This window comes from Paenibacillus favisporus, from assembly GCF_040545415.1.
Classification (GTDB): Bacteria; Bacillota; Bacilli; order Paenibacillales; family Paenibacillaceae; genus Paenibacillus_AQ; species Paenibacillus_AQ favisporus.
Map to the genome: position 1 here is coordinate 451,654 of NZ_JBEPLV010000001.1, position 24,019 is coordinate 475,672.

Below are 24,019 nucleotides of genomic sequence, written 5' to 3' on the forward strand. Positions count from 1 at the left end.
CGGCAGGAGCCGGAAAGAAAGAGAGGCCTTGCAATGTATGCCTGATGGAGTAATCGTGAAAGCTCTGAGCGGATACTACTATGTCAAACCGCTGGAGAACGGAAAAGCCGTAGGAAGCGCCGAAGCCGTACAGTGCCGCGCACGGGGGATCTTCAAGAAGAGAGGCACCTCTCCGCTTGTCGGGGATCATGTGGTGTACTCCCTTACCGAGAACGGTGAGGGGATGGTGGATGAGATCAAGCCCCGCCGATCCGAACTGATCCGCCCGCCCGTTGCCAATGCGGAGCTTGCGGTCCTGCTGTTTTCCGTTCGTGAACCGGATCTCAACCTGTCCCTGCTTGACAAATTTCTGGTCCATATTGAGCATTCCGGCCTGGAGACGATCATTTGTCTCACCAAACAGGATCTGCTTGCCGCGGATACGGATGCCCAGGACCCGGTAATGGCCGTCAAGGAGCTCTATGAGCGGATCGGCTATGAGGTTCTGGTTACGAGTTCACGTTCCGGCCTGGGAAGCAGCGAGCTGAAGGAACGCCTTACGGGCGTCATCAGCGTGTTTTCGGGCCAATCGGGCGTCGGCAAGTCCTCGCTTCTGAACCGGCTCGTTCCCGGACTTTCCCTCGAGACGAGCGCCATCAGCATGAGACTGGGGCGGGGAAAGCATACGACGCGCCATGTGGAGCTGATCGAGCTCGATAACGGCGGGTTTGTCGCCGATACACCGGGGTTCAGCCAGCTCGATTTCCTGGAGCTCGGCGTCGAGGAATTGTCCACCTGCTTCCGGGAATTTGCGCCTTACGCGGAGCTATGCAAATTCCGCGGCTGCAGCCATACGCACGAACCGGGCTGCAAAGTCATTGAGGCGAAGGAGAGCGGGGATATCGCATTAAGCCGCTACGAGCATTATGTGCAGTTTTATACGGAAATGAAAGAAAAGAAGCGGAGGTATTAACACGATGATTAAAATCGCACCATCGATATTGTCGGCGGACTTCGCCAAACTGGGTCAGGAGGTTGCCGAAGCGGAGAAGTCCGGAGCCGACTGGATTCATGTGGACGTCATGGACGGACACTTTGTGCCGAATATTACGCTGGGGGCGCCGATCGTCAGCGCCATTGCCCCCCACACGACCCTGCCGCTGGATGTGCATCTGATGATCGAGAATCCGGAGCGGTACATCCCGGATTTCGCCAAGGCGGGAGCGGCTTTCATTACGGTGCATGCGGAAGCCTGCACGCATTTGCACCGCGTTGTGCATATGATTAAAGAGCTGGGCGTAAAGGCGGGGGTTGCCCTGAATCCGGGCACACCGGCGTCTGCGATCAGCGAAGTGCTGGAGGATCTGGACCTGGTGCTGGTCATGACCGTTAACCCGGGCTTCGGCGGACAGGCGTTCATTCCGCGCACCGTTCACAAAATCCGCCAAATCCGCCAGCGCCTCAACGAACTGTCGCTGTTTAACGTCCATATCGAAGTGGATGGCGGCATTACATCCGAGACGGCGCCGCTGGTAACCGAAGCGGGTGCCGACGTGCTGGTGGCGGGAAGCGCCGTGTACGCACAGCCCGACAGAGCCGCTGCCATTTCGGCCATTCGCCGCAGCGTCGGGGGAAAATAATTTCATGAAATTCAAAGACGCGCTGTATCTGACTTTGGCCAGTATCGGAACAGGCCTGTTACTCGGTATATTTTCCGTTCTGAAATCGCCGTTTAATGCCATCGCCTCGCTGATCGCGGTGGTGCTGGCCATTTATTATTTCCGGAAAAACGAACGCAAGGGATTAAGGATCGGCTACGTCATCTTTTCGATCCTGTACTACCTGCTGTTTATCTTTATGCTGTCGGTCTACCAATTTTATCAATTGTCTCCGGCTTCAGCTTGAGGCTTAAGGAATAGGGCGTGCTCTTTGAGCATACATATGGTTACATGAGTCAAGGTTCTCATGTAACCTTTTTTTTGTTCCGTCTTAACATTGATCTGGTTCAGGGCATACCATACCGTGATGACATGAGAATGATGGGGAGGGTGAGATATGAAATTTTATACGTTTAAGCTGCCAAAGTTTTTGGGAGGATTCGTGAAGGCTCTTTTAAACACGTTTCACAAAAGCTGATCTTGATACCCTTTGGTATGCCGCTTGCACAACCGTAAACGGCTTCGCCTTATGGAAGATCATAGATCATGCAAGTATCAGCGGAGCTGAACGATTCTATGATCGCAAGAAAAACTTCTGCTTCACGCGGTCTGTCTTCCCATGAGAGCGCATCAATAGACGTTTTTCTTACAGGCGGAGCTCACGTTTCGCGGATGAAATATAAGGCCGGTATAAGAACACAGGCGGATTGACCCTTATATTTCAAAAAAAACCTCTGACAGATGCCAGCGGCATGGCTGCCAACTGATACCGGCCAAAGGCATTAAAAAAGCACCTGCTGGAAACTAGGTGCTTTTTGCTTATATGTCATTACTAAACGCGGGTAACTTTACCTGCTTTCAACGCGCGAGTGCTTACATAAACGCGCTTCGGTTTGCCGTCAACGAGGATACGAACCTTTTGAACGTTTACACCCCAAGAACGACGGTTACGGTTGTTAGCGTGGGATACGTGGTTACCGCTGCCTGGTTTTTTGCCAGTCACATAACATTTGCGAGACATAGATTACACCTCCTTAGCTCCAAACACCTGCATAAAACAATACTTGTATATTTTATCATAGCAAAAAATGCTTCGTCAACCGCCTGCAAAAACATTTATTTCTGGGGTGTCTTATAGTACAATGTTGATTAGCCCATACTATTTTGAGATGGGATCAATTAACATTTATTTTTTTGAATAGGATTATCCGAAAATTGGACGAATGGCGAAACGAAAACGTGCATTGATTCGTATTTATAAGGACGCCAATGGCTTAGGGATCAAGCTAGGAAGGGGATTTATCATTGAGTAAGCGTTCTTTGAATGGAACTGATTTTACCGCTATGGTTCTGGCTGGGGCGGAACAATTGCAGCAGCATGCCGAGCATGTCAATTCATTGAATGTGTTTCCGGTACCTGATGGTGATACGGGAACGAACATGAATCTGACGATGGGTGTCGGTGTCGCTGAACTGAAGAGAAACAATTCGAATTCGATCGGGCACAGCGCAGGCGTGCTGTCCAAGGGACTGCTCATGGGCGCGCGGGGGAACTCCGGCGTGATTACCTCCCAATTGTTCCGGGGCTTTGGACGCTACGCCGCAACCTATGATGAACTGAATGCGGTTCAGTTCGCGCAGGCGCTGCAGACCGGAGTTGACGCAGCTTACAAGGCGGTAGTCAAGCCGGTAGAGGGCACGATCCTGACGGTTGCGAAGGAAGCCGCGAAGCATGCGGTATTTTTGGCACGGCGCACACCGGATATTACGGAGCTCATGGAACAGGTGCTCGCCAAAGCAAAAGAAACGTTAGCCCAGACTCCGGAGATGCTCCCTGTCCTGAAGCAGGTGGGGGTTGTCGATTCGGGGGGACAAGGTCTGGTTTATATTTACGAGGGATTTTTGCAATATTTGCACAGCGTCAGCGAAGGCGGCTATGACTACCAGTCCTATGCGGCACCGAGTGCGGTACAGCCGGCCCAGGATCAACCGGCGGCAGCAAGAACCCAGGTAAAGCCAGCGCCAGTGGCGACAGAAGTCCCGGATATTGCGCAGTCCCGCCTGGAAACGGAAGATATCGAATTTTTATATGATATGGAATTTTTCATTAACCGGAAGTTAGGGGATGCGGCAGGTACGCATTTCGACGAGGATCAATTCAGGAAAGCGTTGTCAATGAACGGGGATTCGATTATCGTCATTGCCGATGACGAGATTATCAAGGTTCACGTGCATTCCAAAGCACCGGGCGAGGTGCTGAATTTGGCGCTGCGTTACGGCGAAATTACCCAGATTCATATTCTGAATATGCGCGAGCAGCACCGGGATCTGCTGTCGGCCGGGATGGACATCGCGCCGATGCCGGAGATTTTTGCCGATATTCCGGTCGAATCGATGGACCATACGCCAGAAGAGGCGCCCGCCGAGCCGCCGGCCGATGAACTGGCACCTTACGGGTTTATCGCTGTGGCCTCCGGACAGGGCATTGCGGACATATTCAAGAGCCTGGGCGTCGATGTCGTCCTCTCGGGCGGCCAGACGATGAACCCGAGCACGGAGGACTTTGTGAACGCGATCGCGTCCATTTCCGCGCACCATATTTACATTTTGCCGAACAACTCCAATATCGTGCTGGCCGCCCAGCAGGCGGGAGAACTGCTTGAGGGCGAACGCAGCGTGAAGGTCATTCCGAGTAAGACGGTGCCTCAGGGCATTGCCGCGGCATTCGCCTTTTCGGAGGAAGATTCCGAGGAGACGAATACGAGCAGCATGCTGGAAGCGATCGGCCGGATCAAGTCGGGTCAAGTGACCTACGCCGTGCGCGACTCGCAAATCGATCAGCTGGATATTAAAGCCGGCCAGTTTATCGGCATCGAAAATTCGAAGATCGTGACGGCTGCCGAAGGTCTTCTGCCTGCATGCCAGGAGCTTCTGACCAAGATGCTGGAGAACGGGGACGAAATTGTGACCATTCTCGCCGGGGAAGAGGCGAACCCGGAAATGACGGGCGAGTTGGCTGCGTGGCTGGCAGAGCAGTACCCGGATGCGGAAATTGAAGTGCATCAGGGCGGACAGCCGCTGTACTATTACATTTTTTCAGTGGAATCTTGAGAGCAGCCTTGGGACCGAAAATCGAAGTTTGAATGAAAATGAAGGAGGCCCCATTCGATGACCAAACCGGTAATTGTAACGGACAGTACGGCCGATATACCTGAGGATATCGCGAAGCAGCATGACATTCACGTCGTTCCGCTCCGGCTGATGTTCGGCGAGGATACCTTTGAAGACGGCGTGGATATTTCCGCCGAGGTGTTCTACAAACGGCTTGTCCAGTCCGAGCAGCTTCCGACTACGTCGCAGGCTTCTCCAGCAGATTATATGCAGGTGTATCAAGAAATTATGAATGAATATCCGGGCTCGCCGATTATTTCCATTCATATTTCCTCCGGACTGAGCGGCACGTATCAATCGGCCACGATTGCCAAGTCCATGCTGGATGGCGACCCGGATATTACGATCGTCGATTCCAAATCGGCGTCCTACGGATTCGGCCTGCTGGTCGTGCATGCAGCCAGACTGGCTGCCGAAGGCAAAACCGCAGAGGAGATCGTGCGTTCCGTTGAAGAGGTGCGCAGGCAGCGCAAGCTGTATTTTCTCGTGGACACGCTGGAATATTTGCAAAAGGGAGGACGAATCGGCAAGGCGGCGGCGATGATCGGCAACCTGCTGAACATCAAGCCGATTCTGTCCATTGACGAAGAAGGCATTATTTATGCGGTGGAGAAGGTCAGAGGCCGCAAGAAGGCGCTGGCCCGGATCCTGGAGCGTTTTCGGGAGGATTTGGGCGGCGTTCAAAACATCAATGTGGCAGTGGGCCATACGGCCGACCCGGCTTCAGCCGAGCCCGTGCTTGAGGATCTGGCGCGGGACTTCCGGCTGCAGGAGGTCGTTCTGACGAACATCGGACCGGTCGTCGGAACCCATGTCGGGCCCGGGACGCTGGCCGTGTTTATATGGCCCGCTTAAATGAGGGATAACCATGAGTCTGAGTCTTGAACAAATATCGGTACGGCAGGTCCGCGGCGTGAGCGCCCTCAAGGAAGGGGAGCTTCACGCCTTTGGCATCTTTACGGTGAAGGATTTGCTGGAATATTATCCGTTCCGGTACGAGGATTACCGGCTCCGTTCGCTGCAGGACGTGAAGGACGGGGACAAAATTACGATCCAGGCGAAGGTGATGGGCGTTCCCGTACTGCAGCGGTACGGGAGAAAGTCCCGCCTCAGCTGTAAAATGATGGCTGAGGAATGGATGTTCACCGCCACCTGGTTCAATCGGCATTTTCTGAAGGATCAGCTGACCTCCGGGCGCGAAATCGTGCTCGTCGGCAAATGGGACCAGCGCCGTATGCAGCTGACCGTGTCGGAATCGGAGTTTCCGGACCAGGGGGCATGGCGCAGCGGTACGGTGCAGCCGGTCTATTCGGTCGGGGGCAAAATTACGCAGACCTGGATGCGCAAAACGATGACCCAGGCGCTCGAGCAGTACGGGGAAATGATCCCGGAAATTTTGCCGGAGGAACTGCTGCGGAAGTACCATCTGATGCCGCGGAAAAAGGCGATCGCCACGATCCACCAGCCCCAGGATACCGGGGAAGGGCAGCAGGGTCGCGAGCGGATGGTCTATGAGGAGCTGTTTCTGTTTCAGCTGAAAATGCAGGCGTTCCGCGCCCTGAACCGGGAGCGTATGGACGGCGTCGTCCATACGGTGGACAACAAAACGATGCGCGAGTTCGTGCGCAGCCTGCCGTTCGAGCTCACCGATGCGCAGAAGAAGGTCGAGCTCGAAATTTTGCAGGACATGCGCTCGCCGCACTGCATGAACCGGCTGCTGCAGGGAGACGTCGGCTCCGGTAAAACGGTGCTGGCCGCGATCGCCTTGTACGCGTCGGTGCGTTCGGGCTATCAGGGCGCGCTGATGGTGCCGACCGAAATTTTGGCCGAGCAGCATACGCGCTCGCTGCAGAAGCTGTTTGAGCCGTTCGGCATCACCGTCGGCCTGCTGACCGGCAGCGTTACGGGGCGCAAGCGCAAGGACCTGCTCGCCTCGCTGCAGATGGGCTTGACCGACATCGTCGTCGGAACGCACGCCCTGATCCAGGAGGACGTGTTTTTCCGCAAGCTGGGCGTGGTGGTCACCGACGAGCAGCACCGGTTCGGCGTCAACCAGCGCGGCATTCTGCGGCGCAAGGGGTACAATCCGGACGTGCTGACGATGACCGCGACGCCGATCCCGCGGACGCTGGCGATTACAGCGTTCGGCGACATGGACGTGTCCACGCTGTCGGAGCGCCCGAAAGGACGGATCCCGATCACAACGTACTGGGTCAAGCACAATATGCTCGACCGGGTGCTGGGCTTCATCGCCCGTGAGGTGGACCAGGGGCGCCAGGCGTACCTGATCTGTCCGCTGATCGAGGAGTCGGACAAGCTGGACGTGCAGAACGCGATCGATCTGTATGTCCAGATGCAGCAGGCGTTCCCTTCCTACAAGGTGGGCCTGCTGCACGGCCGTATGACGCCGGCCGAGAAGGAAGAAGTGATGCGTGCCTTCTACGAAAACGAGGTGCAGCTGCTCGTCTCGACCACCGTCGTCGAGGTCGGGGTGGACGTGCCGAATGCGACGCTGATGGTCATTATGGACGCGGACCGTTTCGGCCTGTCGCAGCTGCATCAGCTTCGGGGCCGTGTCGGACGCGGCGAGCACGCTTCCTACTGCGTGCTGATCGCCGATCCGAAGTCGGAGGTCGGTCAGGAGCGCATGAACGTCATGACCGAGACGGACGACGGCTTTGAAGTATCCCGGCGCGACCTGGATCTTCGCGGACCGGGAGATTTCTTCGGCACGAAGCAGAGCGGTCTGCCCGAGTTCCGCCTGGCGGACATGGTGAGCGACTTTGCCGTGCTGGAGCAGGCGAGGGATGACGCCGCCCGGCTCGTGGCGGATCCGGCGTTTTGGACCTCCCCGGCGTACGGGCCTCTGCGGGACTATTTGCAGCAGGAACAGATTTTTCAAGGAGATTTGGTCGATTAGGTCAGTGGACAACCCCTCCCGTCATATACTTAGTTGGACTGCATTAGACGGGAGGTGCCAATATGGGTTATCAGCAGTACGGAATCAGCCCCCAATTGGTCGCACGGATCAAGCTGAAGATGAAAAATCCGGCCACCAAGGAGCGCATTAAAAAATTGATCGAAGGCGTAAACAAACAGGACCTGCAGGATCCGGCCAGGGTACAGCGGCTGGTCAAGTCGGCATCGTCCATCCTGAACGAGAAGCTGACCGGCGCCGAGGAAGGACAAATCGTCCGGTTTGTGATCGCCCAAAAGATCGATCCCAACAATACGTTCCACCTGATCAAGTTGTGGGGAATGTTCCGCTAAAAAAGCATACAAGCGCTTAGAATGCAGCCCTCCGGGAGAAACCCGGGGGGCTTTTTTTGTATTCAAAGCAGGCAGCAGCGAGACCTGCCCGAACTTCTTGACGTTTAGGCTGTCAGGTGATTTGCGGACTCTCTTCCTTTGAAGATCAATCCGGCGGTTGTGATGGAAATCGCGAGGTTCGTCCTAGTCATTTGGTCGCAATATGACGTCTGATGTCAGATATTGCGTTTGAAACAGAGAAATTTTGGGTAACTGATTCGAAGTGGTCTTCTTTATTGCATCCATAATATTCATAATTGGAGGGATCATGTTGCCAGGACTGAAATTGGGGAAGAGCAGCAAGCCGGCCCGGTCGAAAGAACCGGATGAATCCCGGCGGAAATTTTTGAAAGCCTCGGGAATGACGCTTGGCGGTCTGGTCGTCGGCGGTGTGTTCGGGGGCGTCCTGACGGACAGTCTGGAGAAAAATCAGGCCCCCCAGACGGCGCCTGCCGACAGCAAGCCTGAGGCTTCGCTGCAGGATGCGCTGATGTTCTTTAACCAGGAGCAGTTTAAAATGACCGAAGCGGCGGCCGAAAGAATTTATCCCGAAGATGAGAACGGTCCCGGTGCCAAGGCGCTGGGCGTTGCCTTTTTTATTGATCATCAGCTCGCAGGCCCATGGGGGTATAACGCGCGGGACTATATGATGGGTCCTTTTGTCCAGGCCCAGACAACGCAGGGGGAGCAGTCGCGGCTGAAGCGCAACGAGATGTTCACGCTGGGCCTGGAGGGACTGAAGAGCTACTGCCAGCAAAAGCACCAAAAGGCTTTTACGGAGCTTGAGGGCCAGCAGCAGGACGAAGTGCTGACCGCTATGGAGAAAGGGGACAAATTCCCCATGCGCGGGGTGACGAGCAGCAGCTTCTTCAACATGCTGAAAAATTTGACGATCGAGGGCGTATACGCCGATCCGCTCTATGGCGGCAACCGGAATATGAACGGGTGGAAGATGCGGAATTTTCCGGGCAACCAGATGAGCTACGCCCAGCAGATTACGAAGGAAGGGCTGGTCCAGATCCAGCCGAAAAGCCTGCAGGCTCACATGAGCGAATAAATTTCACAGATATAAGGGGACATCAGACGTGGCCAAATTACCTAAAGTACCAGTGGTTATTGTTGGAATGGGCTGGGTCGGCGGCATCATTGCAGCCGAGCTGACCAAAGCGGGCGTCCAGGTCGTCGGACTGGAGCGCGGAAAAAGCCGGAGTACGGAAGATTATTTCATGGATCATGATGAGCTGCGGTATGCGCGGCGTTTTGAACTGATGCAGGACTTGTCCAAGGAAACGATCACGTTCCGCAATACGGAATCGATGAGGGCGCTGCCGATGCGCAGCTATGGCTCCTTCCTGCTGGGGGACGGGCTCGGCGGCGCCGGATCGCATTGGAACGGGCAGACGCACCGCTTCCTGCCGTATGACTTTGAGATTTACAGCCAGACGGTCGATCGGTACGGAAAAGGCAAAATTCCCGCCGGCATGCAGCTGCAGGACTGGGGAATCACGTATGATGAAATCGAGCCGTATTACGACAAGTTCGAGCAGATGGCCGGCATTTCCGGGGAATCGGAAGCGAACCCGATGCTTGGCAAACGGTCCCATCCGTTTCCGACTCCGCCGATGAAAAAAACGCCGATCCTGCAAAGGTTCGAGGAGGCTTCGAAAAAGCTCGGATACCATCCGTACATGATCCCTTCGGCCAACCTGAGCGAGAACTACAAAAACCCGGACGGCGTTTCCCGTGCGGCCTGCCAGTACTGTGGATTTTGCGAGCGGTTCGGCTGCGAGTACGGCGCCAAGGCGGATCCGGTTGTGACTGTGATCCCGACGGCGATGGCCACCGGCAAGCTGGAGGTGCGCACGTTCTCGAACGTGACCGAAATTCTCCATGACGGCAAAAAGGCGACCGGGGTAGTGTACATCAACACGGTGACCGGGGAAGAGGTGACCCAGCCGGCGGACGTGGTCATTCTCGGCAGCTTCGTGCTGAATAACGTGCGCCTGCTGCTGAGCTCCAAGCTCGGAACGCCCTATGACCGGAAAACCGGCCGGGGAACGATCGGCCGGAATTATGCGTATCAGGTCAACTCCGGGCGCGCGGTCGGCTTTTACGATGATGAAGAGTTCAGCACGTTCATGGGTGCCGGGGCGCTCGGGATGGAGTTCGACGACTTCAACGGGGATAACTTTGACCATTCCGATTTGAAGTTTCTGCACGGGGCGGGCATCCGGATCAGCCAGAACGGCCTGCGCCCGATCGAGAACAATCCGGCGCCGAAGGGCACGCCGACCTGGGGCAAGGAATGGAAGAAGACCACGCTGAAGTACGCCAACCGCGTACTGACCGTAGCGACGCAGGGGGCAAGCTTGCCCTGGAAGCACCACTATTTGGATCTCGATCCGACCTATAAGGACATTTACGGCAAACCGCTGCTGCGGATTACGTTTGATTTCGAAGATCAGGACCGTGAGCTGACGAAGTTTCTGGCAGACAAGGCCGGTGAGGTCATGAAGGAGATGGGTCCTTCCCATGTGGAGGTCAAGGACAAGCTGGATCCTTACAATATCGTTCCTTACCAATCCACCCACAATACCGGCGGGGTCATTATGGGCGCGGACCCGGAAACGTCGGCGGTGAACAGTTATCTGCAGATGTGGGAAGCGGAAAACGTGTTTGTGGTAGGTGCTTCGGCATTTCCGCATAACAGCGGCTACAATCCGACCGATACCGTCGGCGCGCTTGCCTACCGGGCGGCGGAAGGGATCCAGAAGTATTTGAAACAGGGAGGCATGCTTGTCTGAACAGGCAGTGCTTTCGGGCTACTGCGTGACGGTCATGCGACTTCATGGAAAAGGAGGGATCGGCCATGCTTTCGACGATCGGAGTACCGGGGCTGCTGCTGTTGCTGCTGCTCGTCCTGCTGCTGTTCGGGCCGTCCAAGCTGCCGCAGCTCGGCAAGGCGGTGGGAACGACGTTTCACGAATTCCGCAGCTCTGCGCGGCAACTGACGGAAGAGGATGAGGAGAAGCAAGAGGCGGGGCGCCGCCAGGAAGGATAACAGAACAACATACTTATTTATTTTAAATGGAGGGATTTAACATGAAAAAATGGATGCTGATGGGACTTACGCTGCTGCTGGTTTTTGTGCTTAGCGCCTGCGGAAGCAGCGGCGGAAGCGGGAGCGGCTCGTCGGACGAGTCTTCGTCTTCCGGCGGCTCGGACGGCGTGAAGGAAATCAAAGTGACGGCGTCAAACTTTAAGTTTGAGCCATCCGAGATCAAGGTCAAAAAGGGCGAAAAAGTCAAAATTACGCTGGAGAACAAAGATGGAAACCACGGTCTGGCCATTCCCGATTTCAACGTGGACCTGCAGAAGCCAAGCTCTGCAGAGTTTACCGCCGATCAAGTAGGTGAGCATGAGTTCCACTGCTCCGTCATGTGCGGTGCCGGCCACAGCGATATGAAGGGGACCCTGATTGTTGAATAAATTGGATTAGCAGATGATGGAGCACCTGACTGCCTTCTGACGAAACAGGAGGCAGAATCGAGAAAGCGCCGCCCAGCCGGACCGTAAAGGTTCGCGCAAGGCGGCGCTTTTTTTGCATATATACGGTTACGCGCCTTCCGGCACACGTTCGATGCAATCGGGCGTATCGTTTTTAACCGAATTGACCGTCCTTGAGACCGGGTAAGCTTCCATCTCCTCGGCAGGATAGGGCACGAGCAGCTTCTGCAGGGCGTTTACGTCCGTCTGCCCGCGGTCCAGCCAGGCCATTTCGTCCTCCGGGCGCAAAATGACGGGCATCCGGTCATGAATCGGCGCCATCAGTGCATTGGGCCCGGAAGTGATGACCGTGCAGGTGCTCAGCTTACTGCCGTCCTCCTGAAGCCAGGTGTCGTAGAGGCCGGCCATGCTGAAGATTCCCCCGCCCCGGAGGGTAATCCGGTAAGGGACTTTGCCGCTGTCGGTTTTCATCCATTCATAGAATCCGTCGGCGGGGATCAGGCACCGCTTCCTCGCAAAAGGCAGCTTATAGGCCGGCTTGTCCGCCAGCGTTTCGCTTCTGGCGTTGATCATCTTGCTCCCCATGCTGCTGTCCTTGGCCCAGGACGGGACCAGCCCCCATTTAAGCTGACCGGCGCGAAGGCTGCTTCCATCATGAATGACCGCCAGTACGTTCTGCGCCGGAGCGATATTATAACGGGGATGAAAGTTCAGCGCAAGCTCAAGCTCATAGCGCAGCATCAATTCTTCCATCGACACAGTCAGTGTATAACGGCCGCACATCAGGCACTCCCCCTTTTGTGGAATGATCGTTGTAAACAGTGTACCGCGGGATGCCGGTTTACGCCAGCCTGTCTGCCAGCAGCAAGGGAAGGCTGTCAAAAAATACATTTGCATAGAGAACATGTGTTTGGTATATAATACGAATATACGTTCGCTTACCGAGTGAGCATGCTTCGTGGAGAGGGAAGCGGCCCGGATCGTTTTTTCGAAGAGCGGTCTTTAGGGAGCTGGAGCTTCTCGGAGCTGCCCGGCCCAAACCGGTTTAACGAAATGCCAAAGTGGATGTGGAGGGTGTGTGCGCTTGAGCAGATCAAAGGAGAGAATTATATTTTTGGCCGATTGTCAGAGCTTTTATGCAAGCGTAGAGAAGGCGGATCATCCGGAGTATAAAGACAGGCCGCTCGCCGTTGCCGGAGACCCGATGCGCAGATCGGGCATCATTCTGGCCGCCTGCCCGATCGCCAAGAGTTATGGGGTATCCACCGCCGAACGGCTGGGGGAGGCGCTCAAGAAGTGCCCGGATCTCGTCATTATGCGTCCAAGAATGCAGCATTATATCGATGTCTCGCTTCAGATTACCCGGATTTACGAGGAATATACCGATCTGGTCGAAATATTCAGCATCGACGAGCAGTTTCTGGACGTGACCGGCAGCATGGCTCTCTTCGGCGACCCCGTGAGCATTGCGAAGTCGATCCAGCAGAAGGTGATGGAGGAGACGGGAGTCTGGGTGCGGGTCGGCATCAGCTCGAACAAAATTTTGGCTAAAATCGCCACCGACATTTGGGCGAAGAAGAACAAGGAGGGCATTTTTATACTGCCCAAAGCCGACATCGAGAAGAAGCTCTGGCCGCAGCCGGTCCATAAAATGTTTGGGGTGGGCTCGCGCATGACGGCCCATTTTGCCAAGCTTGGCATGACGACGATCGGGGATGTGGCGAGAACGCCTCTTCCCCAGCTGAAGGATAAATTCCGGGCGCGGTTCGGCAAGCAGTCGGATATCCAGGCCGAAGTGATGTGGCGCACCGCCAACGGCATGGACGACAGCAAGGTGACCCCGGAAACGTTCGACAAGCCTCCCAAATCGGTCGGGCATATGATGACGCTGCCCCGGGACTACGCCATCCCTAAGGAGGTCGACACGATTCTGCTGGAGCTGACGGAAGAAGTATGCCGCGACTGCCGCCGGAAGGGATATATGGGCTCGGTCGTCACGGTCAGCTGCATGTGCAGCCCTTATGACGCGCCGACAGGCTTTTCCCGGCAAATGAAGATGCCGGATCCCACGAACAACACGAACAAAGTGTATGAAGCCGTAAAAACGATTTTTTATAAGCACTGGGACCGCATGCCCGTTAGGCGCGCCGGGGTCATGCTGAGCGAGCTCAGCGACGACCGGAATTACCAGCTGACGCTGTTTGAAGACCAGGAGCGGCTGCGGGCTCTGGAAAAGGCGACGGACCATATCAAGCAGCGGTACGGCAGCATGGCGATCGTAAGAGCCTCTTCCCTTACGGGCGCCGGCCAGGCAGCGGAGCGGTCCATGAAAATCGGGGGGCATTATAAATGAGCAAGAAGCTTGAGAATAACGGGATTTGGGAATCCAGCCGCATGATGCTGCCCCAGCACCGGGAGGAACTGCTGAAGCGGCGCTCGCAGCAGCCGGAGGAACACCGGCCGCCCCGCAGGGAGGACCTGGAGCTGATGCGGGACAGAATCCTGCTCCCGGTCATGATATCGATTGTGAAGAAGCGGATCCAGGCGATCGAGGCGTCAAGCGAGGCCTTGAAGCACCTTTATTCGAAGGTGGCCCAGGTCCTGCTGCAGGACATCCAGAAGGATTTGTCCAAGGTGGAGCAAACCATGCTCGATGAGCGCATCGATCTGACCCAGGAGGGAAAGGACACCCAGATGATCTGGTACCGGTATTCGTTTCATGGGTATGAGGATACCTTCACGATCACGCGGGATTATATGCGCACGGAGGTCAGCGTAAGAATCGGACGGTACTCGGACCGGCTGATTACGGCATTGTACGCCCGTCTGCAGGATCATAAGCAGAAATAACCGAATGGAGCCCGTTGTCTTGTCTGGGAGACAACGGGCTTTTGGCCTTGTCGTACCTGGGCGAGATCAGGATCGGCGGACATCCAGGCCGCTGTGGCCATAACGATGGATAGGAAGCGTACAGCAGAAATTACCAGGTTCAGCCGGCGGGATCCAGGGTAGGTATGGGAGTGGAACACCCAAGAACGGAATGGGGCCTGTTTCCTATTTTGGAAATCCGGGGGATCATACGTTTTGCAATTCGGCGGGAAAAAGGCCCCTAATGGTAAATTTCAACAAATTACGATTTTAAAAAAAGCCCCCATAGCGATTGATTTTTGAAAAACCTGCCCGATGATCCTAGTCAAAAAGAAGCGGGGGAACGGGGAGAAAGGACCACTAAAATGAACGAAAAGTCTGGTAATTGAAAACCAGTAATTGGAATGATTTGGTGAAAAAAAGACAGGAGGTCCTACCCGGGACCACGTTCTCATTTTTGTAATGTGACATAAATTGGCAAACGTTGATGTGACGCGGTTTTTCGCTGTCGCTTTATCGGACTATGGTATCAATTTTGTAATCTTTATGGATAAAGCTGTTAAATAGACCACAACTTTAGCAATTTTGAGGCGTATAAATGTCCAGTTAACCTGTCGCCTCAAGGCTTGGTTTACGTTTCTTTGTTATTCGTAACGGGGCCGGCTGACAGGGGATGGCAGGGCTCTATGGTCCGCACGAGGGAGTGGCGGGCTAGGTCGGCGGGGTGGGAAATTTCCAACTACTAGCCTAGTTTACAGATCGGGGCCGAATAGTTAAAAATTAGATTTAGGCGAAGGCCAAGCCCCGGACCGATGAGGCAAAAATCGAAAACGAGGTGGGAACGAAGAGGCGATGATCAGACGTAAAACACTATTTATTTGGATCACGGCGGCTGCGGTTCTCATAGCCGGAGGCGGGGCGGCGGGACTGATGTTGAAGAACCCGACGGCTGCGGCCTACAAAGATCCGGACGGTACGAGATTTACGTTTAAAACCCAGGGGGACCGTTTCCTGAAGTACGAGAAGGACGGGACATGGAAAGAGATATTCGTTAAAGGCGTTAATCTTGGCGCCACGGTGCCGGGACATTTTCCGGGGGAGCTGCCGGCGACCGAGGAAGATTATCTGCGCTGGTTTAAAGAAATTGACGACATGGGCGCTAACGTCATACGGGTCTATACGATTCACCAGCCCGTATTCTATCAGGCTCTCGTCAAGTACAACAAAGACAAGGGGGACGACCCCCTGTATTTTATGCAGGGGATCTGGTCGCCTGAAGAACAGCTGATCGAGCAGCAGGACGCCTATTCGGGGGATATTACGAAACAGTTCAAAGAGGAGATCAAGAAAGCGGTGGCCGCGGTATACGGCGATGTCACGATCCCGCAGAAGCAGGGTGCGGCAAGCGGGGAGTACAAGGCGAATGCCGGCAAGTACTTGATGGCATGGCATCTTGGAACCGAATGGGACCCGGGTATGGTCAAAAATACGAACAAGGTGCACAGCGACGTGAAGGCCTATCAGGGCAAGTATTTTTCGGGTACGAAAGACGCGGCTCCGTTCGAAAACTGGCTGGCCAGCTTGCTTGACTATACGGCCGAGCAGGAGGAGCATTACGGTTGGGAGCATCCCGTGACTTTCACCAACTGGGTCACGACCGATGTGCTCAGCCACCCTGGCGAACCGCTGTTCGAGGAAGACATGGTGAGCGTTGATGCCCGGCATGTTCAGCCTACCGGCTGGAAAGGCGGTTATTTCGCGGCCTATCACGTCTATCCGTATTACCCGGACTTTTTCCGGACGGATTCGACGCTCCAGACGATCAAGGACGACCAGGGGAACTACAATACCTACAAAGCTTATCTCCGTCAGCTAAAGGCCAAGTATAAGGACATGCCGCTGATGGTCACGGAGTACGGTGTTCCTTCTTCTGTCGGCGTGTCGCATTTTGGCGCCGGAGGGCGCGATCAGGGCGGCCATAACGAACAGGAGCAGGGAGAGATCGATGCATCCCTGACCAAAGACATTCACGACGAAGGCTACGCTGGCGCCATCCTTTTCATGTGGCAGGACGAATGGTTCAAGAAAACCTGGAACACGATGCCGATGGAGCTGCCTGAAGACCGGAGGTCCTATTGGATCAACGTTCTGACCAATGAGAAAATGTTCGGCCTGCTCGGCATGCTGCCGGGCAAGGAGAAGCTGATTACGATTGACGGCAATCTCACCGACTGGGACAGGCTCCCGGAAGGGGAAGTACAGCACTGGCAGGGCAAGATCCCGGGAGTCCAGGATATGAAAATCACGCATGATGAGGGCTACCTGTACATCGGCATGAAGCTTGATCATCCATTTGATCCGGCCAAGTCGAAGCTCTACATCGGTGCCGACACGATCACAGGCGGCAACCAGCCGTCCGCGAAGCAGCTTCCCGGGAGGAAGCTGGAAGGCGGGGCGCCCGAGACGCTGATCGAAATCGGCAAGGACGAGGAGTCCCAGGTGGAAATCGCGGCCGATTATGATTTTCACCAGCGGCTGTACGGCAAAGACGGTTATTGGATGCTGCCAGAGGCCGAGGCAGGAAACACGGCGCCGTTCCATCCGTGGAAGCTGGCGATCAGCCTGCTCATGAATCCGCCGGATACGCGCTTTTCGCATCCGTTCATCGACAAGACGATTGGTACGCTGAAAAGAGGGACGACGGACCGCAGTAAGGAGACGTTCGACTCGCTGACTTCTTGGCAGTACAGCGGTGATTTAATAGAGATGCGAATCCCGTGGATGCTGCTTGGCTTCTCGGATCCGAGCTCCCTTCAGGTCATCGACTACGGTCCGCTGAAGGAACGGAGTTACTTCGGCACGACCACAACCGACGGGATACGGCTTATTCCGTGGATCGTCCAGCGTGACGGAAGCGGCGTGTCCTGGCCCGGAGGAGACCAGAAGACGCTGAACGTGCAGAGCCTGCCGCTGTATACCTGGAAGCAGTGGGACACGGTGCAGTACAGTGAACAGTTGAAGCAGAGCTATTACATCATGAAGGATGCTTTTACGAAAATTTCCGGCCCTAAAGAGAAAAAGGAGTAGGAGAATTGACTTTCCAAAAAGGAGGAACCTGCTAACATGTTTCATTTAACCGTTGCCTATATTTTCATCTATGTGTGCCTCGGCTTGATTGCCCTAGGGATTCTGCTGTTGCTCCAGATGAAAATATCGCATAACCGGGAACTTCGGAACCGTGAAGCGTATGCGAAGAAGCATCATGACTACTTTGTGTACGTTCAAGCCAATCTGCAGGACAATGTCGAATTGAGGCTTCCGCCCGGCAAGCTGAAGAAGCTTGAGAAGAGAGTGATTCAGGATAAATTTATCGAGTGGATCGAGCAGTTTAAAGGCGATTACCGTCTCAAGCTGATCGAGCTGTGCCGGGAGGCCGGCTTTGTGGAGGAGGACCTGAAAGCACTCCGCAGCATCCGGTACGGCCGGAGGCTGGAGGCGGCCTACCGTTTGGGAGGCATGCGCGCGCCGGAGGCGGTGCCGCTGCTGCAGAACATCCTGCAAAAACGCAAATACAGCTCGCTGTCGATCGTTATGGCCCGCTCCATTGCGAAAGCGGCGGATAACAGCGAGGATCTGCTCCAGATGCTGCGCGCCCTCTTGTCTCACGGCAAGCCGATCCATAACCTGGCGGCGGATATTATGCTGGAGACGGGGCTGGATTCAAGTGCGATTTTGCTCAAGCTGCTGAACGACTCCGATTCCGCGCTGGTCAAGGTGGGACTGGTGGCCATGTGGGGACAGGCTGTACCGGAAGTCATGCCGGTTCTGGGACGTTTGGTCGGTGCGGAAGAGAAGGACGTTCGCGCCGAAGCGGTCAAGCTGTATCTCACGACAAATCCAGCGCTCAAGGACGATACGATCGCCCAGCTGATGAGCGACCGAAGCTGGGAAGTCCGGGCCGAGGCGGCCAGAGCACTTGGCCAGCTGCACGCCGCAGGCAGCATTCCGCTGCTGACCGATGCGCTCCGCGATTCCAGCTGGAAGGTGCGCTATAACAGCGCCGAGAGCTTGGCGGAGCTGGGAGAAGCCGGCTTTGAGGCCCTGTGCCAGGCCGCGCTGACCGGCGCCGGCATCCAGCGCGAGGCTGCGTTGCACCGGATCGAGCTGGTGATGGAAAAGGAGCGCGAGCACAGCGCGATCGAACAAATGGTGGCTTACAACAAGAAACGGCTTCTGTACGACCGTTATTTCGGCGTGAAGCAGCCGGCCAAACGGGTTGGCGGGGTAGCCGCTGTAGGAGGGGATTACTCTGCTTAGAGACATACTTATGTATTACGGCATGATCGCCGTGTATTACGTCATGATCGTCAACATTTTGTATTTTACCATTATGGCTTTATCGTACCGGAACATCGGGACCATCTACCGGAGGTCCAAATATTCCAACTACAATACGCTGTCCGGCTCCGAACTGGTGCCGCCGGTATCGCTGCTGGTGCCGGCCTTCAATGAGGAACTGACCATCAGCGAGAACGTCAACTGCCTGCTGACGCTCAACTATCCGACCTACGAGGTCATCGTGATTAACGACGGGTCCAGCGACAATACGGTGGATGTGCTCATCAAGGAGTTCCGGCTGAAGAAAATGCCGAATCCGGAGTTCCGGGGGACGATCGACACGCAGGAGATTCGAGGCGTTTATCATAATCCCGATTATCCCTCCCTGTTTGTAATAGATAAGGAAAACGGCGGCAAGGCCGACTCGCTGAATGCAGGTATCAACTTATCGCATTATCCGCTGATCTCTTCCATCGACGCGGACTCGCTGCTGGAGAAGGACGCCCTGATCCGCATGGCCCGCATGTACATGGAGAATCCGGAGGAAATGGTGGCGATCGGCGGCGACGTGCGTATTGCCAACGGCTGTCTGATCGAGAACGGTGCGGTGCAGAAAGTGTCGCTGCCGCGCAAGATCTGGCCGATGTTCCAGTCCATCGAGTATATGAAAGCCTTCCTGGGCGGACGGATCGGCTGGAGCCATATGAACGGCCTGATCATTGTCTCGGGCGCGTTCGGCCTGTTCCGTAAGGACTATGTCATCGCTGTTGGCGGGTACCGCGGCGGTTATCCGGGAGAAGACATGAACATCATCATCAAGCTTCACCGGTACATGCTCAGCCATAAAATCCCGTACAAGGTAGCTTTTTGCCCTGAAGCGGTCTGCTGGACGCAGGCACCGGATACGTACAAGATTATCTCCAACCAGCGCAAGCGCTGGGGGCGGGGAAATCTGAAGAACATGATCGAGAACCGCGGAATGCTGTTTAATCCGAAGTACAAGGTCATGGGTATGATCACGATGCCTTACAACGTCCTGTTTGAAACGTTAAACCCTTATTTTAGAATCACGGGCCTGTTGGCTCTGGTAGGATATACGCTGCTGGACATGACTCACTGGCGCATTCTATTGACTTTCTTCCTTCTGAACTTCCTGAGCGGCTATCTGCTCAGCGTCGGTGCCATCATCCTGGAGGAAATCGCCTTCCGGCGATACAAGAAATTGTCCGATCTGTGGAAAATGCTGCTGTTCTCCGCGCTGAAGTTTTTCGGATACCATCAGCTCGGCGTGCTGTGGCGCGTCCAAGGACATATCCAGTATCTCCAGAACAACAATTCCTGGGGAACGATGACCCGGCAAAGCTGGAGCGAAGAAAGCAAAACGGCCTGATGGGCCCCGATTCAAAGATTTATACATTTGAGAGAGGTGGGAGTGGATTATGCCGCAAACCGTAACTTTACAGAGAGAACAGACGACCGATGTGTACCACCATCTGGGAGAACGTTTGAAGGAAACGTCGCCGGACACTTGCGGAATCATGTTTCTGTACAGCAGTGCGAACCCCCCGCAGCTGGAAGAGCGGGTTCGGGAGATTTTGCAGCATGGTTCCGGGCTCGACTATGAGGTGTTGAAGGATGCGCAAACCCGGACGCTGGCGATTTTGCTGCCGGGACTTACGCTGGATGCGGCCCATTACCAGGCGCTGCTTCTGAAGCAGCAGCTGCAGGAGACGGTGAAGGATGCCGATCCGCGGATTACGCTGACCGTATTCCCTGGGCAGGTCGAACCTACGCCTGGCGTTCTCAAACAGATGGCCGAGTCCACAAAGCTCAGCACATCGTCCGATATTCATATATTTACGAAAGAGGAGGCCGCGGAAGAGGCTGGAAGAATTTTGATCGTCGACAATGACGCCACCGTCCGCGAGTTTCTCCAGATTCGTCTGAAAATGCAGGGCTACGAGACGCTGGCCGCTCATGACGGCACGTCCGCCCTGGAGCTGATCGAGAAATGGGAGCCGGATCTGGTGCTGACGGAGCTCAACCTTTACGGGATTGACGGGCTGCCGTTCATTCACCAAATCCAGCAGCTGCCGGTCGACAACACGCCGAAAATCGTCGTGCTGACCGAACAGCGCGTGGAGCAAACCATCAGCCAGTGCTTTAAACACGGAGTAGACGACTATGTGACCAAGCCTTTCTCTCCGGTAGAGCTGGATGCCCGTATACACCGGTGCTTTCACTAAATCATCCGCTTTTCTTGAGCGTTACTTAGTAGCAGACCAAAACTTACATCTAATGGAGGTTGAGTGCTTGTGAATCACGAATATGAGCAGTTGTTGGAAGGAATTAAAACCAAAAAGGCCGTATTGGGCGTAGTAGGACTGGGATACGTAGGACTTCCGCTGGCCGTGGAAATGGTCAAGCAGGGCTTTACCGTAATCGGTATTGACGTGGATCCTGCGAAAATCGATAAAATCTATCAGGGCGAATCCTATATCACCGACATCTCTTCCGAAGACTTGGCCGCGGTCGTGGCTAGCGGACGCTTCAAGCCGACGACGGACTACAGCATGATCGCCGTCATCGACGCGCTCAGCATTTGCGTACCGACACCGCTCAGCGAAAACCAGGATCCGGATACGTCCTACATTACGAGCGTCGTGGATCAAATCAAGCTGCACATGAAAAAAGGCATGCTGATTACCCTGGAAAGCACGACTTACCCGGGTACGACCGAAGAGCTGATCCAGACGGAAATCGAAGCGCTCGGCTACCAGGTGGGCGAAGACTTCTTCCTCTGCTTCTCTCCGGAGCGGGTGGACCCTTCCAATGTGCGCTTTAACACCTTCAATACGCCAAAAGTTATCGGCGGTACGACCGAGGCCTGCCTGGAGCTGGGGACGGCGCTCTACTCCCAGTATGTACAGACGGTGGTGCCTGTCACTTCGCCGAAAGTGGCCGAAATGTCCAAGCTGCTGGAAAACACGTTCCGCAGCGTAAACATTGCCTTCATCAACGAAATGGCCATGATGTGCGACCGCATGGGCATCGACATTTGGGAAGTCATCGACGCAGCAGCGACCAAGCCGTTCGGCTTTATGCCGTTCTATCCGGGTCCTGGCATCGGCGGACACTGCATTCCGCTCGATCCGATGTACCTGTCGTGGAAGGCGAAGGGCTTCCGCTTCTACAGCAAGTTTATCGAGCTGGCACAGTCGACCAACGACAACATGCCGTATTACGTTATCGGCAAGACGTCGACGATTCTGAACGAATACGCGAAATCCATCAAGAAATCGTCGATCCTTATCCTCGGCATGGCTTACAAGCCGGACATCAGCGACCTGCGCGAATCTCCGGGGCTTGAAGTCTACGAGCTGTTCAAAGAGAACGGCGCGAACGTGGAATACTACGATCCGTACGCTGTCAGCTTCCGCGACAAACACGGCGAGACCGTGCACAGCGTAGCCTACGATCCGGCGCAGTTTAAAAAATACGACTGCATGGTGCTGATCACCAATCACAGCGGACTCGACTACGGCGAAATCGCGGCGATGGGCGTGCCGATCATCGATACGCGCAATGCATTTAAAAACTACACCCTGCCTCATATTTACAAAATCGGACATTCGGTGCAGCACGTGGAAGAGCCGGATGTGGCGTTAATCGTATAATAAAGGAGGGGATGGTTTGGGAGAGCTGCTCAAAAAAGCGAAAATCCCGGTGATCCTAGTCATCTGCGGCTTGCTGCTCCTGCCTCTCCTGTTAAAATCGTCATCAATGGAAGATCAAAAAGCGACCTGGCTGTGGGATACCGAGCTGATCAAGGATCCCGGCAAAATTATAGCATTCTGCAGGGAGCAGAACGTAGGCACGATCTTCCTTCAGGTTCAGAAAAAGGTTAGCGATGAGGACTACCGCCGCTTTATTGCGGCAGCCTATGAGGAAGGCATTGCCGTGCATGCGCTGGATGGGCAGCCCGATTGGGCCTATGAACGCCAGCGCAGGGAGGCGGATCAATTTCTGCAGTGGGTGTTTGATTATAATGCAAAAGCAGCCCCAAGCGAGAAGTTTGCCGGCATCCAGCTGGATGTGGAGCCCTATCAGTTAAGACGCTGGGAGAGGGATCAGGACGGCGTAGTCCGCGAATGGAGCAGCAATGTGGAGAAATGGGTAGCCCAGGGCAAGGAGAAGGGCCTGTACATGAGTGCGGCCGTTCCCTTCTGGCTGGGCAACGTTAAGGATGCCAACGGCAGCGGGAACCTGAGCCGGTGGATGATCAGCCAGTTTGATGCCGTCGCCGTCATGTCGTACCGGGACAGTGGACGGAAGATTTACGATGTGGCCCGCGAGCAGTTGGATGAAGCGGACCAGCTCGGTAAATCGGTATGGATCGGCATGGAGCTGGGCGACACCGAAGAAGGTTCGCACATCACGTTTTTTGGCAAGGCCGTGCCTGTGATGGAGGAAGAGATGAAGTCTGTGAACAGTCTGGGCGACAGCCATCCTTCCTTTGCCGGACTGGCGGTACACCATTATGAAATTTGGCAGGACAAAATCGCTTCAGCGGCTTCGGACGAGAAGCCCGAGAAGTCCAATCAGTAAATGGAATCAGGCGTGCGAAGAGGGAAACCATTCGCACGCTTTTTTTCGTGGATGAAGAGCAGTCTCGGCACCGCACAAGGTTGAACGCACATCGCACACCGATATAAAAGGCCCCGCTTGACGGGGGCTTTGCTTCAGGCATCCGGCAGCCGGATGCCGAGATAACGGCTGAGCACGAGGCCCGATTCCGCCTGCACGTACGTCCAGAGCATGGCGAACCGCCGCTGGTATCCGCGGCACAGGTACGACGCCTCAATGCCCTTGGCGGTCCGGGTTTCCTCGTAGACCCGAATGCCTCGGGCCTTCATCTCGCGGCGGATGGACGTCAGGCTCGCCATAATCTGATCCTGGATGGACGACAGGGCGCGGATATACAGCTGTGCCATCTTCAGCGGGACAGTGCCGATCAGGCGAACGTCCTGCTCCAGCGCATCAAGCAAAACCACGTGCAGCAGGTAGGCTTTGACCAGACGGCCGTCTTCTTCCGAGGGGGCTGGAGGGGAGAGGGATGCTTTCATGAGGCATGGCACTTCCTTGCTAACAGTATAGGAACATACGTTCTAATTATACTCATGTTAAGG

The 24,019-nt window shown here is 55.2% G+C and carries 23 protein-coding genes; 20 read left to right on the top strand and 3 right to left on the bottom strand.

Features of this window, described 5'->3' with window-relative positions:
• The first annotated feature begins 37 nt into the window (after positions 1 to 37).
• From rsgA to spoVM, 4 genes are all read left to right on the top strand, one after another.
• Positions 38 to 952 (top strand): ribosome small subunit-dependent GTPase A, encoded by a 915-nt coding sequence (gene rsgA / locus ABID47_RS02110; protein WP_354494754.1) that lies wholly within the window; start codon positions 38 to 40, stop codon positions 950 to 952.
• 4 nt (positions 953 to 956) lie between these two features.
• Entirely contained in the window at positions 957 to 1,619 is a 663-nt protein-coding gene (gene rpe, locus ABID47_RS02115; protein WP_089548135.1) for a ribulose-phosphate 3-epimerase, read from the top strand.
• A 4-nt stretch (positions 1,620 to 1,623) separates the two neighbouring features.
• Positions 1,624 to 1,884, top strand: a complete 261-nt coding sequence (locus ABID47_RS02120; RefSeq protein ID WP_354494755.1) for a hypothetical protein — start codon at positions 1,624 to 1,626, stop codon at positions 1,882 to 1,884.
• A 150-nt stretch (positions 1,885 to 2,034) separates the two neighbouring features.
• A complete protein-coding gene (spoVM, locus tag ABID47_RS02125; RefSeq protein ID WP_036707696.1) occupies positions 2,035 to 2,115 on the top strand; it encodes a stage V sporulation protein SpoVM in 81 nt (26 codons plus the stop codon).
• 354 nt (positions 2,116 to 2,469) lie between these two features.
• Here spoVM and rpmB read toward each other — a convergent pair whose 3' ends face one another.
• Positions 2,470 to 2,658, bottom strand: coding sequence for a 50S ribosomal protein L28 (rpmB, locus tag ABID47_RS02130; protein ID WP_047910965.1), 189 nt, complete (start codon positions 2,656 to 2,658; stop codon positions 2,470 to 2,472).
• Positions 2,659 to 2,942: 284 nt separating this feature from the next.
• On the opposite strand from rpmB, the gene ABID47_RS02135 reads away from it, so the two are divergent.
• The 8 genes from ABID47_RS02135 (at position 2,943) to ABID47_RS02170 (ending at position 11,606) form a co-directional block, all read left to right on the top strand.
• The gene (locus ABID47_RS02135) at positions 2,943 to 4,748 is read left to right on the top strand and encodes a DAK2 domain-containing protein (protein WP_354494757.1); all 1,806 of its coding nucleotides are present in this window, start codon (positions 2,943 to 2,945) and stop codon (positions 4,746 to 4,748) included.
• A 57-nt stretch (positions 4,749 to 4,805) separates the two neighbouring features.
• A complete protein-coding gene (locus ABID47_RS02140; protein ID WP_354494758.1) occupies positions 4,806 to 5,663 on the top strand; it encodes a DegV family protein in 858 nt (285 codons plus the stop codon).
• Positions 5,664 to 5,676: 13 nt separating this feature from the next.
• Positions 5,677 to 7,728 (top strand): ATP-dependent DNA helicase RecG, encoded by a 2,052-nt coding sequence (recG, locus tag ABID47_RS02145; protein WP_354494760.1) that lies wholly within the window; start codon positions 5,677 to 5,679, stop codon positions 7,726 to 7,728.
• Between the two features lie 62 nt (positions 7,729 to 7,790).
• Complete coding sequence (locus tag ABID47_RS02150; RefSeq protein ID WP_076169947.1) at positions 7,791 to 8,078, top strand: stage VI sporulation protein F; 288 nt, start codon at positions 7,791 to 7,793, stop codon at positions 8,076 to 8,078.
• A gap of 307 nt (positions 8,079 to 8,385) precedes the next feature.
• The gene (locus tag ABID47_RS02155) at positions 8,386 to 9,174 is read left to right on the top strand and encodes a gluconate 2-dehydrogenase subunit 3 family protein (RefSeq protein ID WP_354494762.1); all 789 of its coding nucleotides are present in this window, start codon (positions 8,386 to 8,388) and stop codon (positions 9,172 to 9,174) included.
• Between the two features lie 67 nt (positions 9,175 to 9,241).
• On the top strand, positions 9,242 to 10,921 hold the full coding sequence (locus tag ABID47_RS02160; RefSeq protein WP_354495679.1) for a GMC family oxidoreductase: 1,680 nt from the start codon (positions 9,242 to 9,244) through the stop codon (positions 10,919 to 10,921).
• 65 nt (positions 10,922 to 10,986) lie between these two features.
• Positions 10,987 to 11,178 carry a twin-arginine translocase TatA/TatE family subunit gene (locus ABID47_RS02165; protein WP_354494764.1) on the top strand — a complete coding sequence of 64 codons (192 nt, stop codon included), beginning with the start codon at positions 10,987 to 10,989 and terminating at the stop codon, positions 11,176 to 11,178.
• Positions 11,179 to 11,219: 41 nt separating this feature from the next.
• Positions 11,220 to 11,606 carry a cupredoxin domain-containing protein gene (locus ABID47_RS02170; RefSeq protein WP_354494766.1) on the top strand — a complete coding sequence of 129 codons (387 nt, stop codon included), beginning with the start codon at positions 11,220 to 11,222 and terminating at the stop codon, positions 11,604 to 11,606.
• Positions 11,607 to 11,732: 126 nt separating this feature from the next.
• Here the strand turns inward: ABID47_RS02170 and ABID47_RS02175 are convergent, their stop codons facing one another.
• Positions 11,733 to 12,407, bottom strand: coding sequence for an SOS response-associated peptidase (locus ABID47_RS02175; protein ID WP_105444601.1), 675 nt, complete (start codon positions 12,405 to 12,407; stop codon positions 11,733 to 11,735).
• A gap of 301 nt (positions 12,408 to 12,708) precedes the next feature.
• On the opposite strand from ABID47_RS02175, the gene ABID47_RS02180 reads away from it, so the two are divergent.
• The 8 genes from ABID47_RS02180 (at position 12,709) to ABID47_RS02215 (ending at position 23,438) form a co-directional block, all read left to right on the top strand.
• A complete protein-coding gene (locus ABID47_RS02180; RefSeq protein ID WP_354494769.1) occupies positions 12,709 to 13,977 on the top strand; it encodes a DNA polymerase IV in 1,269 nt (422 codons plus the stop codon).
• Positions 13,974 to 14,474, top strand: coding sequence for a hypothetical protein (locus tag ABID47_RS02185; protein WP_076169954.1), 501 nt, complete (start codon positions 13,974 to 13,976; stop codon positions 14,472 to 14,474). The genes ABID47_RS02180 and ABID47_RS02185 overlap by 4 nt, the downstream gene beginning before the upstream one ends.
• An 870-nt stretch (positions 14,475 to 15,344) precedes the next feature.
• Positions 15,345 to 17,579, top strand: a complete 2,235-nt coding sequence (locus tag ABID47_RS02190) for a hypothetical protein (RefSeq protein WP_435530581.1) — start codon at positions 15,345 to 15,347, stop codon at positions 17,577 to 17,579.
• Between the two features lie 36 nt (positions 17,580 to 17,615).
• Positions 17,616 to 18,809: a HEAT repeat domain-containing protein gene (locus ABID47_RS02195; protein WP_105444596.1), complete on the top strand. Its 1,194-nt coding sequence runs from the start codon at positions 17,616 to 17,618 to the stop codon at positions 18,807 to 18,809.
• Between the two features lie 43 nt (positions 18,810 to 18,852).
• Positions 18,853 to 20,220, top strand: coding sequence for a glycosyltransferase family 2 protein (locus ABID47_RS02200; protein ID WP_181909050.1), 1,368 nt, complete (start codon positions 18,853 to 18,855; stop codon positions 20,218 to 20,220).
• Between the two features lie 49 nt (positions 20,221 to 20,269).
• The gene (locus tag ABID47_RS02205; RefSeq protein ID WP_116229606.1) at positions 20,270 to 21,076 is read left to right on the top strand and encodes a response regulator; all 807 of its coding nucleotides are present in this window, start codon (positions 20,270 to 20,272) and stop codon (positions 21,074 to 21,076) included.
• Between the two features lie 69 nt (positions 21,077 to 21,145).
• Positions 21,146 to 22,507, top strand: a complete 1,362-nt coding sequence (locus ABID47_RS02210; protein ID WP_354494772.1) for a nucleotide sugar dehydrogenase — start codon at positions 21,146 to 21,148, stop codon at positions 22,505 to 22,507.
• Positions 22,508 to 22,523: 16 nt separating this feature from the next.
• Positions 22,524 to 23,438: a hypothetical protein gene (locus ABID47_RS02215; protein ID WP_251677122.1), complete on the top strand. Its 915-nt coding sequence runs from the start codon at positions 22,524 to 22,526 to the stop codon at positions 23,436 to 23,438.
• Between the two features lie 134 nt (positions 23,439 to 23,572).
• Here ABID47_RS02215 and ABID47_RS02220 read toward each other — a convergent pair whose 3' ends face one another.
• A complete protein-coding gene (locus ABID47_RS02220; protein WP_105444604.1) occupies positions 23,573 to 23,956 on the bottom strand; it encodes a hypothetical protein in 384 nt (127 codons plus the stop codon).
• Positions 23,957 to 24,019 lie beyond the last annotated feature (63 nt).